This is a genomic window from Corynebacterium sp. HMSC072D12, assembly GCF_001813925.1.
In the GTDB taxonomy this organism is placed as follows: domain Bacteria; phylum Actinomycetota; class Actinomycetes; order Mycobacteriales; family Mycobacteriaceae; genus Corynebacterium; species Corynebacterium aurimucosum.
Genome location: NZ_KV814416.1, coordinates 36,685 through 49,921 on the forward strand (window position 1 = coordinate 36,685; position 13,237 = coordinate 49,921).

The window sequence follows — 13,237 nt, forward strand, 5'->3', positions numbered from 1 at the left end:
CGTGCGCCCCATCGTGTCTCACTCCACTCAGCCCCAACCTCGGGTCGAGGCCGTTCGTAGGTGAGCGTCGAGAAGCAATAATTGTGGATTACCGACCAGTGCTTTGGCGATTCCTAGACGCTGTTTCATACCGAGCGAAGCATGCTCGCAGGAAACACTGTGGTGCAATGAAAGGCCTACAAGGGATAAAAGATCCTTCAGTTCATCATTCAGTGAACCTTGTTGTAGTGGTCGGCAATGTCGTTGACGATCGCGTAGAGGTCGCGTTCCATCGCGTAGGTTTTCTTTTCTCGCGTACTGACTAATCACACTTGCGACCCGTTGTTATCTAGAGAATTATTACGTCCCAGCGTGATGTTGCACACGTCTGTGCATGTATGTACTCTCGATGTCACGGTTTGCTGGCGAAGATTCTTCAAGTTACCCGCAGCTGAATCTGTACAAGGTGAAAACGGCAGGCAAAGGACCGAGTCGTCCTCGTCTCTAAGCCGTGGAACCCCAATCCTCCAGAACCTTGTATTCGGCACACGCACGCAATCTGAATGTTCAAGATGTGAAGTACTGGCCAGCAACCAAGAAGTAAAGATCGCCATCCAGCTTTCTCGGCCCTGAATCTAGCATCCGGAGGCGTAGAGAAACTCACGCAACGACTGAAACGCCAGCGTCTGTGTCACGTCGCGCAGCTCAAGGAAGAACCCATCTTCTGTAATTTCAACAATCCGCGCACCGGGGATGGCTGCCACAATCGGCGAGTGCGTCACCACGATGAACTGCGCACCCGCCTCCGCGGCGCGATGGATTTCCGCCATGAGCGTCATCTGCCGCACGAGCGAAAGCCCAGATTCCGGCTCGTCGAGGATGTAGAGCCCGCGCCCATCAAAGGAACGCTGCACGACGTCCATGACGGACTCGCCATGCGACATCGCGGTCGAACCAACGTTGTAGTGCGCCTCCGCTCGCAGGAAGTAGCCGTCCTTGGGCGCGGTACCTAGCCGCAGGCTCGCCCACCTCCGGAGGGGATTGATGGGACCGGCGGAGCGCTGCACACCCCATATCCCACCGCGCTCAGGAAAGCCGTACTCGAAGGCAATGCCCTCGGCGAGCGTCGACTTTCCTACCCCGTTGTCCCCGGTCAGCACGGTCACCGGCGCACGCAGGTCCAGTCCTTGGCGTCGCAGCGCCACGAAACCAGGAACGGAGGACACCCACTCAGGTCCGTGGCCGCCGTCCAGCGCGGCATAGGCGTCGACATAGAAGTCTCTCATTCGCCCTCCCCAATAAGAAACGCGGCGGTCCCCAATGGATCGGCAAGGAACTCGCGCGCGGCGTGGACAGCTTCCGTCGCTTCGGGAGCGACGGGCGCAATCCCCTTGTCGCCGAACGCGTAGACGGTCGCGCCTTGCATGCTGAGGAAGACTGGCGAGTGCGTCGCGAGGATGACCTGCGCGCCCTGGGCGGCGAGGCGCTCGAGCTGCGTGACAACCTCGACCTGCCGGGGATAGGACAAGCCGTCTTCCGGCTCGTCGAGAATGATCATTCCGTCAGAATGGAAGCGTCTCTCGACGAGGGCGAGCAGACCCTGGCCGTGGCTGAGAAACGGCAGGTCACTGAGCGGATCGGGATTCTCCGGGCTGTGGATCTGGTGGTGATACTCGCTCAAGTTGAGGAAGGTCTCGCCGCGCAAGAAGTACACGTCGCGCGGGTTGTGCGCCCGCGAGCAGATGAGCCACTCGGGATAGTCCTCGTCGCCGGTGGCAAACCGGGCGTGGCGCGAGCCGCCCTCGGGATTGACGCCAAGCCCCACGGCGATGGCCTCGAGCAGCGTGGATTTTCCGGCGCCGTTATCCCCCACGACGACGGTCACGGGCGTAGGCAAACGCAAGGCGCCGCCGGGCAGCGCTGCGATGAGCACGCCCAGGCGGCGCATGTGTTCCGGCACGCCGGGCAGTCCCTCCCCAATAAGCTCCGGGACGGGACGCACACTCGTGAGGAACATGGCGACGAAAGCGTGAGCCTACTTCTGGGCCGCGCGACGCTGGCGGGCGAACTCGGAAAGCACCGCACCTGCCGCCACGGAGGCGTTGAGGGATTCAACCCAGTCGGTCATGGGGATGGACATGATGGCATCGCAGTTCTCGCGGACGAGGCGCGAAATGCCTTTGCCCTCAGAGCCGATGACGATGACAACGGGGTCGGTGCCACCGTTGTAAGTATCGAGGGTGTGCTCGCCTCCCGCATCCAGGCCAACAACCTGGTAGCCGGCCTTCTGGAAGTCCTGGACCGTGCGGGTCACGTTGGTCACGCGAGCCACCGGCAAGCGCGCGGCGGTGCCGGCGGAGGTACGCCAGGCCACCGCGGTGACGGAGGCGGAGCGACGCTCTGGGATGATGACACCATGGCCGCCGAAGGCCGCGACGGAGCGGATGACTGCGCCGAGATTGCGCGGGTCGGTGATGTTATCGAGGATGACGAACATACCCGGTTCCTGAGCATCGCGGGCCCGATCCATCAGGTCATGAACGTCGGCATACTTGTACGGCGGAATCTGCAGGCCAATGCCCTGGTGCATGCCGTTGCCGGTCATGCGATCCATCTCGTGGCGCTGGACCTCAAGAATCGGGATGTTGCGGGTATTGCACATGGCCACTGCCTCCGACAGGCGGGCATCATTACGCGTGCCCTGCACGATGTAGAGGGAGGTAGCAGGCACCTTGGCGTGCAGGCACTCGATGACCGGGTTGCGGCCAACGACCATCTCCGCGGTCTCCTTCTGGTGGCGGCCCGAATTGCGGCGCTCGCGTTCCAGCTTCGCCTTGTGCTTGGCGTGGTAGACGCGGTCCTCCGCCTTGGGCGTAGGGCCCTTGCCGGCCAGGCCCTTGCGACGCTGACCACCAGAGCCCTTCGTAGCCCCCTTCTTATTGGACTTGCGGGCGCCCGCGCCGCCGCGGCCATGGGTACGTGCCATAATTCTTCTCCTTTGTTGTCCTCGACTTCTGTGCTGTCCTTGGCCTTTGCCAAGGACGGTTAATCCGCCAAGGACCAGGTGGGGCCGTCGGCGGTGTCGGTGATGGTAATACCCGCAGCTGCAAGGCGGTCGCGCACGGCGTCCGCAGTAGCCCAATCCTTTTCTGCGCGGGCGGTAGTGCGACGCTCCAGTTCGGCACGGACGAGGACGTCCAGTGCTGCATCAGCGCCGCTCTCTTCGCCACTATCTTTCCACTGTTCATCGAGTGGATCAAAGCCAAGAACCGCAGCCATGGCGCGCACAGCCCCGGCGAGGCGCTCGGCCTCTGCACGGTTGTCGTCGCTCAGCGCCTTATTGCCCGCGCGCACGGTGGTGTGGATTTCCGCCAGCGCCTTCGGCACAGCAATGTCATCATTCATCGCCTCTTCGAAAGCCGGGGTCCACTCGCCCTTTTCTACGTTTTCAAACTTGCCCACGAAGTCCTCGATGCGGCGGTAGCCGGCCGCAGCTTCGGTCAGCGCTGCCTCGGAGTATTCGAGGACCGAACGGTAATGCGCGGAGCCCAGGTAGTAGCGCAGCTCCACCGGGCGGACGATCTCCAGCATATTGGCGATGGAGAGCACATTACCCAAAGACTTCGACATCTTCTCACCGGCCATGGTGACCCAGTGGTTGTGCATCCAGTAGTTGGCGAACTTATCCCCCGCCGCATGGGACTGCGCGATCTCATTTTCGTGGTGCGGGAACTGCAGGTCCAAGCCACCGCAGTGGATATCGAACTCGCCGCCTAGGTAGTAGGTGGACATGGCAGAGCACTCCAGGTGCCAGCCCGGACGGCCACGGCCCCACGGGGTGGGCCAGGACGGCTCGCCCGGTTTGGCCGCCTTCCACAGGGCAAAGTCCTGGGGACTGCGCTTGCCAGCGTTGTCTGTTTCGCCCTGTTCCATCTCCTCGACGCGGTTGCCGGACAGCGAACCGTAGTCCGAGCCTTCCGTGGCATTCCACGCCGCGACATCGAAGTAGACGGAACCGGAATTACCTTCGCCAGGCACGGAATACGCGAAGCCGGCGTCGATAAGCCGCTGCATGTACTCCACCATCTGGGTGACGAAGCCCGTCGCGCGCGGCTCCACGGAAGGGGGCAGAACACCCAGGGTGTTATAGGCCTTGGTGAACTCGCGCTCATAGGTGGATACCCACTCCCACCAGGGGCGGTTATTCTCAGCGGCCTTGGTGAGGATCTTGTCATCGATATCGGTGACGTTGCGCACCAAGGCCACGTCATAGCCCTGCGCGAGCAGCCAGCGGCGCAGGATGTCAAAGGCAACGCCGGAGCGCAGGTGCCCAATGTGCGGCTGCGACTGCGGGGTGGCACCACACAGGTATATCGACGCATGGCCGGGGCGAACCGGCTCGAACTCACGTTGGCTGCGGGTGGCGGTATCAAAAATGCGCAAAGTACTCACCTGGCCTAGTCTAATTGACTCATCCAGCCGGTAAGTTCAGGACTCCTTAGGCGCGCCAGACTACAGCCGTAGCCACGGCAGCGCGGCCCTCCTTGCGCCCGGTGAAGCCAAGGTGATCCGTCGTCGTGGCCGAAACGGATACTGGGGCGCCGAGGATGTCGCTCAGCACGGCCTCTGCTTCCTTCCGCCGCGGGCCCATCTTGGGGCTCTGACCAACCAGTTGCGCAGCGGCGTTGCCGATGATGAAACCTTCTTTTTCTAGCAGCTCGCGGCACTCGCCCAGCAGCTGGGCCCCGGAAACACCGTCGTACTCTGGACGGCCTACACCAACGAAGGAGCCCAAATCGCCGAGGTTGGAGGCGGAGAGCAAAGCGTCGACAAGCGCGTGGCTCACCACGTCCCCATCGGAATGGCCCTCGCAGCCATCGACGCCTTCAAAAAGCAGACCTGCGATCCAGCAGGGTTTTCCGGGCTCGATCTGGTGGGCATCGGTAGCGATTCCCACGCGGGGGATGATGGGGTTAGTCACTAGGCACCTCGAAGATGGTCGGTTCGACCTCATCCGTCACGGCTTTCGCCAGGACGAGGTCGATGGGGGTGGTGATTTTAAACGCGAAGGTATCTCCCTGCACGGTCTCCACGCGCTCACCATGCCATTCCATGAGGCTGGCGTCGTCCGTGGCGACGAAGTCGGGGTCCTGCGCCCAATAGTCTAGGTTGGCGCGGCGCAGCGCAGCCAGGCTAAAACCCTGCGGCGTCTGCACAGCGCGCAGACGGGAACGGTCCGGTGTAGACAGCACCGCGGTCCCCTCGACTTCTTTGATGGTGTCTGCCACGGGAAGGACCGGGATAACTGCGGTGGCACCGTCGAGCACGCGCTTGGCGACGCGCGCGATCATCCCCGGCGGCGTCAGCGCTCGGGCGGCGTCGTGGATCAGCACCACGGCGTCCTCCTCCGGGATTGCTTGCAATCCCGCCCAGACGGAATCGGCGCGCTCACCCCCGCCGTGGACGATACGTACGGGAACATCAGAATCGATGCGGTCGAGGATACTGGCGGCGTAGCCCTCCATCGCGGGACTGACCAGAACGATGATCTCATCGACGAATTCTGAGGTGATCATGGCCCGGACAGAACGCTCCAGCAAGGTGCGCCCGCGCAGCTCCACGTAGGCCTTCGGGACTTCGGCCCCGAGGCGCGTTCCCTGACCGGCAGCCGCGACGAGAGCAATGACGCGGGCGGTGGAGCGTTGATTAGTCTTCGTCGTCGAAGGAGAGGTCATCGAGATCGACGTCGTTGTCAATGTCGGTGGTAATGGACTTGTCCTCCACCAGGCCAGCGGCGCGGTGGCGCTCGATGGTGGCGTTAATCTCCTCCATCATGGTGTCAGCCTTCTTCTCATCAACCGGCTTAGCCAGGGAGAGCTCGCCCACCAAGATCTGACGGGCCTTAGCCAGCATGCGCTTCTCACCAGCGGACAGGCCGCGGTCCTGATCGCGGCGCCACAAGTCACGCACGACCTCTGCCACCTTGTTGATATCACCGGAGGCGAGGCGCTCCTGGTTCGCCTTGTAGCGGCGGGACCAGTTGCCGGCTTCCTCGACGTCTACTTCGCGCAGGACGGAGAAAACCTTCTCGAGTCCTTCCTTGCCCACAACGTCGCGCACGCCCACCATCTCAACGTTCTTGGAAGGGACACGCACCACCAGGTCGGACTGGTTGATTTGGAGAACGAGGTATTCGAGCTCCTCGCCGCCCATCTCCCGCGTTTCAATCGCCGTAATCTTGGCGGCGCCGTGGTGGGGGTAGACGACGACCTCTCCGACCTTAAATTCCATTGCCACTCCTTGTGAAGCCTTTGAGACGATGCCCATCGTGTGCGCTCGGCGTGCTCTCGGTGGGCCGCATATACAGGGAGTCTATTCTAGCACGCTGCTTTCTACCCCTGCTGCCCCGCCCGGGCGCTGCGCACTGGCTGCACTACACCACTATGGCGGCTGATATAAAGCCCGGCTACCCCCGGTCTACCCAAGGGGTTTAGCGGAAACTGTGTGCTTTCCCCCCGGAGGTACTAGGCTAAAGCGTTGATAAGCTTTGTGATCGCAATTCAATGGAGGACACTCACAGTGCAGTCCCTGAAGTCCGCCGCTCGCTGCGGTGCCATCATGTCAGTTACCGCCCTCTCCGCGCTGGCCTTGGCGTCCTGCTCGGCCGGTCATGTTGCGCAGACCGCGGAAAAGGTGATTGCTGTCGACGGTGCATCCGCAAGCTCCGAAGATGGCAAGGTGGCCGTACGTGACGTCACCATTCAGGTTGAGCCGGACACCGGTGAGACCTCCCTGAAGTTCGTTGCCGTGAACCAGGGCTACAAGGTCGATGACGTTACCCTCGAGTCCGTCAGCGTTGACGGCCAGGATGTGCCCCTGGAGGGCGTCGAGCCGCTTCCGCGCGATCATGCTCTCTACGCCGATTCCCAGGAGAACCTGGACCGCCTCCCCAAGGACGGCAAGGATAAGAACATCACTTATGTGACCACCTCCCTGGAGAATGAGGACTACGCCTTTGGCGGCTCCCGCCCGGTGACCTTCACCTTCAACACCGGCACCATTGAGGTTGATGCCACCGTGTCGGCCTCCCCGCTGCAGTCCGGTAACTATGACCGCGACCCGCAGTCCACCGAGGGCTACGCCGAGAACAAATAAGCCTTTTCTTCATAGATAAACCGCCCCAGCTGCCAAAGTTGTAGCCCGTGATTTAAAGATTCGGGAAAACTTCGTCAGTTGGGGCAGCTGCGTTTCGTATTAGTGTTTTCGCACATACACAAAGGCCACCGCATGAGATACCACGCGGTGGCCTTTTTCTACGGTGCCGGCGAGGCGCTTAGGCCTGAGAAGAGCCTGCGAGCGCGAGGACAACAATAGAGTTCACGATGCCCAGGGAGGACAGAGCAGCCGGAACCAGAAGAAGGTTCGGTGCCTGCGGGCCGCCGTACTTAACCATCTGATCCATAACCTGGTTCAACGGCTCCGGGTAGGTAGCTGCGGAAGCAGCCGGGGCGCCAGCAAATGCGACAGAGGTAGCAGCGGCCAGAGCAACGAGGGTGCGACGAATCTTCATTATGTCTCCTTGAAAAATCTGATGAACGTGTGGGGCGGATTAGTTGAACAGCAGGTTGGACAGGAAGCCCAAGGAGGACAAAGCTGCCGGAACAAGAATAACGTTCTGAGCCTCGTAGCCAGCAGTGTTGGCGATCTGGGTCAGAACGGAGGCCAGCGGCTCCGGAGCCTGTGCAGCGGAAGCGGCGGGGGTACCAGCAGTTGCAACGGCTACGGCAGCACCAACGGCGACAAGAGTACGACGGATCTTCATGAAAACACCTTCGCGGGTCGGGAGAGTATAGGACCGGAGACACACAAACTTGGGACTGTGTTGTATGCCCCTCGCCGCGTAGTTTACCCCATCACTAGTGGGACGCCTCTCGTAGGCTAGATTCTCTCCACTCGGGGGTAACGCTTGTTTCTGCTGATGGAGCAACACAAACACGTGCCTGTCCACGCGGCTTACTAGAGTGTGAGACATGGCAAAAAAGGTTCGTCCCGTCCACACCTGCTCTGAGTGTGGCTTCGTCTCCCCCAAGTGGCTTGGCCGCTGCCCTGAGTGCGGCTCGTGGGGGACGCTGCAGGAAACCGCGGCAGCCCAAAGCAGTACCGCCGCCCAAGCCGCCATGTCTGGGCGGCGCCCCACCGGTTTGACTCCGACGAGCCCAGCGGTGCCGATAACGAAGGTCGGTGCGTCAGCGACGAAGGCCATCAATACCGGAATTGGGGAGCTTGACCGAGTCTTGGGCCGCGGCATCGTCCCCGGGTCGGTGGTGCTCATGGCGGGTGAACCGGGAGTCGGCAAATCCACTCTCCTGCTCGAGGTTGCTTCCCGCTGGGCGCAGCTAGGGCGCACTGCGCTGTATGCCACCGCGGAGGAATCCGCCGGTCAGGTCCGCGCCCGCGCTGAGCGCACCGGGGCTTTGCACGAAACGCTCTACCTTGCGGCTGAGTCGAATCTCGACGTCGTCTTTGGGCACGTGGAACAGCTCAAACCCAGCCTGCTCATCGTGGACTCCGTCCAAACCATGCACGCCGCCGGAGTCGAAGGCGTGGCTGGCGGCGTGGCCCAGTCGCGCGCGGTGACCGCTGCCCTGACCACGCTGGCCAAAACCACCGGCATCCCCATCCTCCTCGTCGGGCACGTAACCAAAGACGGCAACGTTGCCGGACCGCGCGTGCTTGAGCACCTCGTGGACGTCGTCCTGAATTTTGAAGGTGACCGTCAATCCTCTCTGCGCCTTCTCCGGGGCCTGAAGAACCGTTTCGGCGCCACCGATGAGATGGGGTGCTTCGAGCAGACAGCGTCCGGAATCCGGGAGGTCGCGGATCCTTCTGGCCTCTTCCTCTCCCACCGCGGCAGCACCCCGGATGGCTCGGCGGTGACCGTCGCCATGGATGGTGTGCGCCCCATTCTGGCTGAGGTCCAGGCACTCACCGTGGATCCTGTGGCGAAGAACCCACGGCGCGTGGTGACGGGGCTTGATGCCAACCGCGTTCCCATGGTGCTCGCAGTGCTCCAGGCCCGCGCGGGCGAACGCACCAACGACAAGGATGCCTATGTGGCCACGGTGGGAGGAATGAAAATTCAGGAGCCGGCAACGGACCTTGCCGTAGCCCTTGCCACGTGGTCCTCCTTGCACGAGCAACCGCTACCGGCGAAGACCGTTGTCATCGGGGAGGTTGGCCTCGCCGGAGAGGTGCGCCGCGTGCCCAACCTAGACCGTCGCTTGGCGGAAGCCGCCCGCTTGGGTTACCGCCATGCCCTAGTCCCGCCCGGAAAGGTGGAGGTCAGCGGCAGCATGCAGGTGCGTCAAGCAGCAACGCTAAGCGAAGCAATTGCTGCTCTTAAAGCAGATTAAACGGGAGCGCTGGGGAGTAATTCTCACCGATGACGGAGTGTAGGAAGTAAGCACCCGGCTCGGCTTCCTCGCGCTCGGTGCACTTGCCTGGTTCGGAGCGCTTGCGGGACCAATCCGCCTGGAAGTAGCGGGTCTCACCGGATTTGAAGGTCTGCTTGCCGGTTTCCACCGAGGCATAGCAATCGGTATCGGCCCACACGCGCTCGTTAGAGCCCATCTTGTAGACCTCGAAGCGCAGCTGTTCCTCATCCAGATCTATGGAGCAATCTGCCGTTGTCGGGTTAAAGACCTCCAAGTAGAAGGTCGGCATCTTATCAGCCGGAACACTGTCCTCGTTGGTCTTGGCCAGCACCTTGAGGTCTTGGAGGGAACACGTCGTCTTGGTGGGATCAACGGTCAACTCGTCGGGCTTCGCCTCAGAGGATGGCGCTTCCTTGTCCTGCTCACCTTCCTTCGGCTCAGCCGATTCCGAGGCTTCAGCGGAGCCCTCGGCCGCAGTGGACTCGGTTGTCTCCACCGCCGAGGTTGCTTCCTCCGACGGGGCCAAGGTATCCGAAGCCGCTGCTTGCTGTGATTCCGCTCCCGGTTTCTCCGAACCGCTAAAGAGCGCGGTGGCAGCCCAAATAAGAACGATCACGAGTACCAAGATCGCCACGAGCGCAGCGACGCGACGGCGAACATAGATCTCTCGCGGCAGCTGCTTCGGGGTACGGGATGGCTCAGTCACAGCTCTTAGTTTAAGGGGACTAGAGCCCAACCCGGGCCAGCCCGGAGCCGCGTGTCTTGAGCAGCGGCTTCTATGTGCTCACCCGAGGAACCGGCTGAGCACACGGGTTATTCAACGCCGTGTAGGACGACGGTCTCCACGCTGGAATCCTCTAGGAGATAGCGCAGGCCGACGATGCCGAGCGTTCCGGCGTCGAGAAGCTGGCGTGCAGCCGGGATATCAGAGATGATCTGGGAGACTACCTGCGCGGTGTTTTCGCGCTCGAAGTCAGCGCGGTCTTCGCGGCCATCGCGCTTGGCCACCATCGAGGCCGCGGCAACTTGCTCGATGATTGGACGCTGCAGGCCTGTCGGCAGATCGCCGCCCGCCAGGAAGTCTGAGGCTGCACCCACCGCGCCGCAGGACTGATGGCCCATGACCACGAGCAGGTTGGCCTTAAGGTTTTCCAGGGCGTAGTCCAGCGAGGCCATCACCGCGCTGTCCAGGATGTGACCGGCGGTGCGGATGACGAAGGCATCGCCGAAACCAATGTTGAACACGTGCTCAATGGGCGCGCGGGAATCGGAACAGGCCAGCACGATCACGCGCGGGTCTTGGCCTTGGGTCAGGCCAGCGCGCAGCTTCGCATCCTGGTTGACGGCAATGAGGTTGCCCGTTACGAGGCGCTGATTACCTTTCTGGAGGGCTTCCCACACTTTCTGTGGATTTTGAGGAACTTTAGCTAGAGGCATGTTTCTTAGCTTAGTCCTCAGAGCCCTACACTGAGGTGCCTATGGATACCCAAGCTGTCGTGGAATGGTTCGATGCTCATGAGCGCCCCCTGCCGTGGCGCCGGCCGGGTACCTCGGCATGGGGCGTGCTCTTAAGCGAGGTCATGAGCCAGCAAACACCCGTCGCGCGCGTCGCCCCGCAGTGGGAGGAGTGGATGCGCCGCTGGCCTACCCCACAGGACCTTGCGGCGGCCTCCAAGGCGGATGTCCTGCGCGCGTGGGGCAAGCTGGGCTACCCGCGCCGCGCATTGCGCTTATGGGAGTGCGCGAAGAAGATTGGTGAGGGGGAGGTCCCGGGGGACGTCGACAAGCTTTTGGCGTTACCGGGGATTGGTGAGTACACCGCCCGTGCTGTGGCCTGTTTCCATTTTGGCCACAACGTTCCGGTGGTGGATACCAACGTCCGCCGCGTGTATGCCCGCGCCGAGGAGGGGCGCTTCTTCGCCCCGACGCCCGCGAAACGCGAATTAGCACAGGTAGAAGCTTTGCTTCCGGAAGAGAACGGCCCGCGTTTTTCGGCCGCACTCATGGAACTCGGTGCCTTGGTGTGCACGGCCAAGAACCCGGACTGTGCCGCCTGCCCCATTAAGGCCTCGTGCGCCTGGCAGCTCGCGGGCTGCCCAGAACCTAGTGCGGAGGAGACCGCGCGGGCTAGGAAACGCGTGCAAAAGTTCACCGGCACGGACCGGCAGGTGCGGGGGCTGCTTCTCGACGTCCTCCGAGGCTCGCCCCACCCAGTTGCCCAAGCCGACCTGGATGCGGTATGGCCAGACGCGGCACAGCGCTCGCGCGCACAAGCCTCACTGCTCGAGGACGGGTTGATGGATGTCAACGACGAGGGTTTGTTCCACCTGCCGCACTAGGCACGTGTGAGAAGTCGATGAGGTGGCCGAAGGTCCAATCGCGGTCGGTCAACAAGCGGGCGAGGATAAGCCCGCAGCCGATGGCCGCCACGGCCATCGAGGCGGTAGCGAAGTTGCTCAACGCTTGGTCCATGTTGCCCACGTTGAGGTGATAGACGGTGCGGAACATGGAGGTGCCCGGGATCATGATGACGGACGCGGGCACCGTCGTGGTGATGCGCGGCAGGTGTGCGCGTGTGGAGGCCACCGCGCCCAAGAGCCCGACGATGACACCGCCGGCGAAAGCGCCGACGTAGGCCGTGGCCCCGACCCCGATGAGGAGCAGGCGTACGAGGTTGGCCACCGTTCCCACCGCGGCCGCCACGAGGACCATGCGGCGCGAGGAGTTAAAAAGGAACGCGAATCCAGAAATGCCCAGGAAGCTGGCCGCAGCAGCAGCCAGGTACCACACGGGCGCATAGTCTGGGATTCCCGGTTCCGGAGTGAGCTCCGTGGTCCAGCTGACCAGGGCTACGGTGAAGGTCGCAGCGGTGATCACTGTCAGTGCGTAGGTTAGTCGGGATAGCCCAGCCTCGAAGTCGAAGCGCGCGAGGTCAATGAGTGCGGAGAACAACGGGAAGCCGGGAATAAGGAAGAGCACCGCGGCCACGTAGCCCGAGGAAAACTCCGACGGATCCGCCACCCCGGCGACGGCTACGGCCTCGGTGGTGAAGAAGTACACGAGGCTAGCCACCGTTCCGGCCGCCACGATGCAGCCCAGCTGATGAACGTGCTTGCCGTGTAGGACCGCGCGGGTGAGCTGGCCGCAAAAGGCGGCGAGGGCCACCAGCAGAATAGCCAGCGGCGTGAAGAAGTTCAGGACCGCGAATGAGGCGCACGCTATCGCCGCCGCGGCTGCCAAGAACCAACGATTCCACCGCTTAACCACCGTCGACTCGATGGAATCAAGCATCTCTGTAAGATCTTCGGCCGTAATGCCCGCGTACAGCCTGTGGTGGGTAAGGTCCTCCAGCGCCTCAATGCGGGAGGCGTCAACTGCCGGCGAATGCTGCTGGGCCACCACGGTACGAAACTCGCGGCCACGGTGAAACGTGCATGTTATCTGGGTGACGCCAACGTTGGCGTCGAGCCGATCAAAGCCGAGCGCGCGGGCGGTACGTTTCATGCCGCGTAGCACGCGGTAGCCGGACGTTCCCGCCCCCATGAGCATCATGCCTAAGCGCAAGACGACGTCGGCCTCGTACCCCATGCGGACATAGTCGCTGTTGGGGTGAGAAGTCATTAGCGCCAGCGTCCCCGGAAATTCAGTCCGCCGGGCAGGTTGACCCACATGCCGCCACGGGAGTTAAAGGTCACGGGGCCAACCTTCGTCGACATCGACGCACCGGAACCGGAAACGTTGATCCAGCTATTCTTTCCGGTCTTCTTGCGCTTGCGAAAATAGATTCCCATGCGCGCTAGCTTAGCGCAGCGAAGTCGCTGCGC

Annotated in this window: 17 protein-coding genes; 3 read left to right on the top strand and 14 right to left on the bottom strand. The window is 62.4% G+C overall.

Going from position 1 to position 13,237, the window contains the following annotated elements:
- Positions 1-27: 27 nt before the first annotated feature.
- The 8 genes from HMPREF2943_RS12280 to HMPREF2943_RS10610 form a co-directional block, all read right to left on the bottom strand.
- Positions 28-309, bottom strand: coding sequence for an ATP-binding cassette domain-containing protein (locus HMPREF2943_RS12280; protein ID WP_080550367.1), 282 nt, complete (start codon positions 307-309; stop codon positions 28-30).
- 305 nt (positions 310-614) lie between these two features.
- Positions 615-1,265, bottom strand: coding sequence for an AAA family ATPase (locus HMPREF2943_RS10580; RefSeq protein WP_010188886.1), 651 nt, complete (start codon positions 1,263-1,265; stop codon positions 615-617).
- Positions 1,262-1,996, bottom strand: a complete 735-nt coding sequence (locus tag HMPREF2943_RS10585; protein WP_070711553.1) for an AAA family ATPase — start codon at positions 1,994-1,996, stop codon at positions 1,262-1,264. Before HMPREF2943_RS10585 ends, HMPREF2943_RS10580 begins: the two co-directional genes overlap by 4 nt.
- An 18-nt stretch (positions 1,997-2,014) precedes the next feature.
- Positions 2,015-2,965, bottom strand: coding sequence for a 23S rRNA (guanosine(2251)-2'-O)-methyltransferase RlmB (rlmB, locus tag HMPREF2943_RS10590; protein WP_070445974.1), 951 nt, complete (start codon positions 2,963-2,965; stop codon positions 2,015-2,017).
- 59 nt (positions 2,966-3,024) lie between these two features.
- Positions 3,025-4,431: a cysteine--tRNA ligase gene (gene cysS / locus HMPREF2943_RS10595; RefSeq protein ID WP_070711554.1), complete on the bottom strand. Its 1,407-nt coding sequence runs from the start codon at positions 4,429-4,431 to the stop codon at positions 3,025-3,027.
- A 46-nt stretch (positions 4,432-4,477) separates the two neighbouring features.
- Positions 4,478-4,960 carry a 2-C-methyl-D-erythritol 2,4-cyclodiphosphate synthase gene (ispF, locus tag HMPREF2943_RS10600; RefSeq protein WP_070445968.1) on the bottom strand — a complete coding sequence of 161 codons (483 nt, stop codon included), beginning with the start codon at positions 4,958-4,960 and terminating at the stop codon, positions 4,478-4,480.
- Positions 4,953-5,714, bottom strand: coding sequence for a 2-C-methyl-D-erythritol 4-phosphate cytidylyltransferase (ispD, locus tag HMPREF2943_RS10605; RefSeq protein WP_070445965.1), 762 nt, complete (start codon positions 5,712-5,714; stop codon positions 4,953-4,955). The genes ispF and ispD overlap by 8 nt, the downstream gene beginning before the upstream one ends.
- Entirely contained in the window at positions 5,686-6,270 is a 585-nt protein-coding gene (locus HMPREF2943_RS10610) for a CarD family transcriptional regulator (protein ID WP_010188874.1), read from the bottom strand. The genes ispD and HMPREF2943_RS10610 overlap by 29 nt, the downstream gene beginning before the upstream one ends.
- 288 nt (positions 6,271-6,558) lie before the next feature.
- Here HMPREF2943_RS10610 and HMPREF2943_RS10615 point away from each other — a divergent pair, with 288 nt between their 5' ends.
- Entirely contained in the window at positions 6,559-7,134 is a 576-nt protein-coding gene (locus HMPREF2943_RS10615) for a hypothetical protein (RefSeq protein ID WP_070445962.1), read from the top strand.
- Positions 7,135-7,312: 178 nt separating this feature from the next.
- On the opposite strand, the gene HMPREF2943_RS10620 is transcribed toward HMPREF2943_RS10615, so the two are convergent.
- Positions 7,313-7,549, bottom strand: a complete 237-nt coding sequence (locus HMPREF2943_RS10620; RefSeq protein WP_070711555.1) for a hypothetical protein — start codon at positions 7,547-7,549, stop codon at positions 7,313-7,315.
- Between the two features lie 39 nt (positions 7,550-7,588).
- On the bottom strand, positions 7,589-7,801 hold the full coding sequence (locus tag HMPREF2943_RS10625) for a hypothetical protein (RefSeq protein ID WP_070711556.1): 213 nt from the start codon (positions 7,799-7,801) through the stop codon (positions 7,589-7,591).
- Between the two features lie 208 nt (positions 7,802-8,009).
- On the opposite strand from HMPREF2943_RS10625, the gene radA reads away from it, so the two are divergent.
- Positions 8,010-9,392 carry a DNA repair protein RadA gene (gene radA / locus HMPREF2943_RS10630; RefSeq protein WP_070711557.1) on the top strand — a complete coding sequence of 461 codons (1,383 nt, stop codon included), beginning with the start codon at positions 8,010-8,012 and terminating at the stop codon, positions 9,390-9,392.
- On the opposite strand, the gene HMPREF2943_RS10635 is transcribed toward radA, so the two are convergent.
- The gene (locus tag HMPREF2943_RS10635) at positions 9,379-10,119 is read right to left on the bottom strand and encodes a hypothetical protein (RefSeq protein ID WP_070711558.1); all 741 of its coding nucleotides are present in this window, start codon (positions 10,117-10,119) and stop codon (positions 9,379-9,381) included. The two genes, radA and HMPREF2943_RS10635, sit on opposite strands and share 14 nt — an antisense overlap.
- 107 nt (positions 10,120-10,226) lie before the next feature.
- On the bottom strand, positions 10,227-10,850 hold the full coding sequence (locus HMPREF2943_RS10640; protein ID WP_070711559.1) for a carbonic anhydrase: 624 nt from the start codon (positions 10,848-10,850) through the stop codon (positions 10,227-10,229).
- Positions 10,851-10,891: 41 nt separating this feature from the next.
- Here HMPREF2943_RS10640 and HMPREF2943_RS10645 point away from each other — a divergent pair, with 41 nt between their 5' ends.
- Positions 10,892-11,752: an HhH-GPD family protein gene (locus HMPREF2943_RS10645; protein ID WP_070711560.1), complete on the top strand. Its 861-nt coding sequence runs from the start codon at positions 10,892-10,894 to the stop codon at positions 11,750-11,752.
- On the opposite strand, the gene HMPREF2943_RS10650 is transcribed toward HMPREF2943_RS10645, so the two are convergent.
- A complete protein-coding gene (locus HMPREF2943_RS10650) occupies positions 11,718-13,034 on the bottom strand; it encodes a threonine/serine exporter family protein (protein ID WP_070711561.1) in 1,317 nt (438 codons plus the stop codon). The two genes, HMPREF2943_RS10645 and HMPREF2943_RS10650, sit on opposite strands and share 35 nt — an antisense overlap.
- Positions 13,034-13,204, bottom strand: a complete 171-nt coding sequence (locus HMPREF2943_RS12285; protein WP_010188861.1) for a DUF4236 domain-containing protein — start codon at positions 13,202-13,204, stop codon at positions 13,034-13,036. The genes HMPREF2943_RS10650 and HMPREF2943_RS12285 overlap by 1 nt, the downstream gene beginning before the upstream one ends.
- Between the last annotated feature and the right edge of the window lie 33 nt (positions 13,205-13,237).

Excerpts from the sequence above, each read along its gene's own strand:
- HMPREF2943_RS10580 (WP_010188886.1), bottom strand. The coding sequence starts at position 1,265 with ATGAGAGACTTCTATGTCGACGCCTATGCCGCGCTGGACGGCGGCCAC.
- HMPREF2943_RS10585 (WP_070711553.1), bottom strand. The coding sequence starts at position 1,996 with ATGTTCCTCACGAGTGTGCGTCCCGTCCCGGAGCTTATTGGGGAGGGA.
- rlmB (WP_070445974.1), bottom strand. The coding sequence starts at position 2,965 with ATGGCACGTACCCATGGCCGCGGCGGCGCGGGCGCCCGCAAGTCCAAT.
- ispD (WP_070445965.1), bottom strand. The coding sequence starts at position 5,714 with ATGACCTCTCCTTCGACGACGAAGACTAATCAACGCTCCACCGCCCGC.
- HMPREF2943_RS10610 (WP_010188874.1), bottom strand. The coding sequence starts at position 6,270 with ATGGAATTTAAGGTCGGAGAGGTCGTCGTCTACCCCCACCACGGCGCC.
- HMPREF2943_RS10620 (WP_070711555.1), bottom strand. The coding sequence starts at position 7,549 with ATGAAGATTCGTCGCACCCTCGTTGCTCTGGCCGCTGCTACCTCTGTC.
- HMPREF2943_RS10625 (WP_070711556.1), bottom strand. The coding sequence starts at position 7,801 with ATGAAGATCCGTCGTACTCTTGTCGCCGTTGGTGCTGCCGTAGCCGTT.
- radA (WP_070711557.1), top strand. The coding sequence starts at position 8,010 with ATGGCAAAAAAGGTTCGTCCCGTCCACACCTGCTCTGAGTGTGGCTTC.
- HMPREF2943_RS10640 (WP_070711559.1), bottom strand. The coding sequence starts at position 10,850 with ATGCCTCTAGCTAAAGTTCCTCAAAATCCACAGAAAGTGTGGGAAGCC.
- HMPREF2943_RS10645 (WP_070711560.1), top strand. The coding sequence starts at position 10,892 with ATGGATACCCAAGCTGTCGTGGAATGGTTCGATGCTCATGAGCGCCCC.
- HMPREF2943_RS10650 (WP_070711561.1), bottom strand. The coding sequence starts at position 13,034 with ATGACTTCTCACCCCAACAGCGACTATGTCCGCATGGGGTACGAGGCC.
- HMPREF2943_RS12285 (WP_010188861.1), bottom strand. The coding sequence starts at position 13,204 with ATGGGAATCTATTTTCGCAAGCGCAAGAAGACCGGAAAGAATAGCTGG.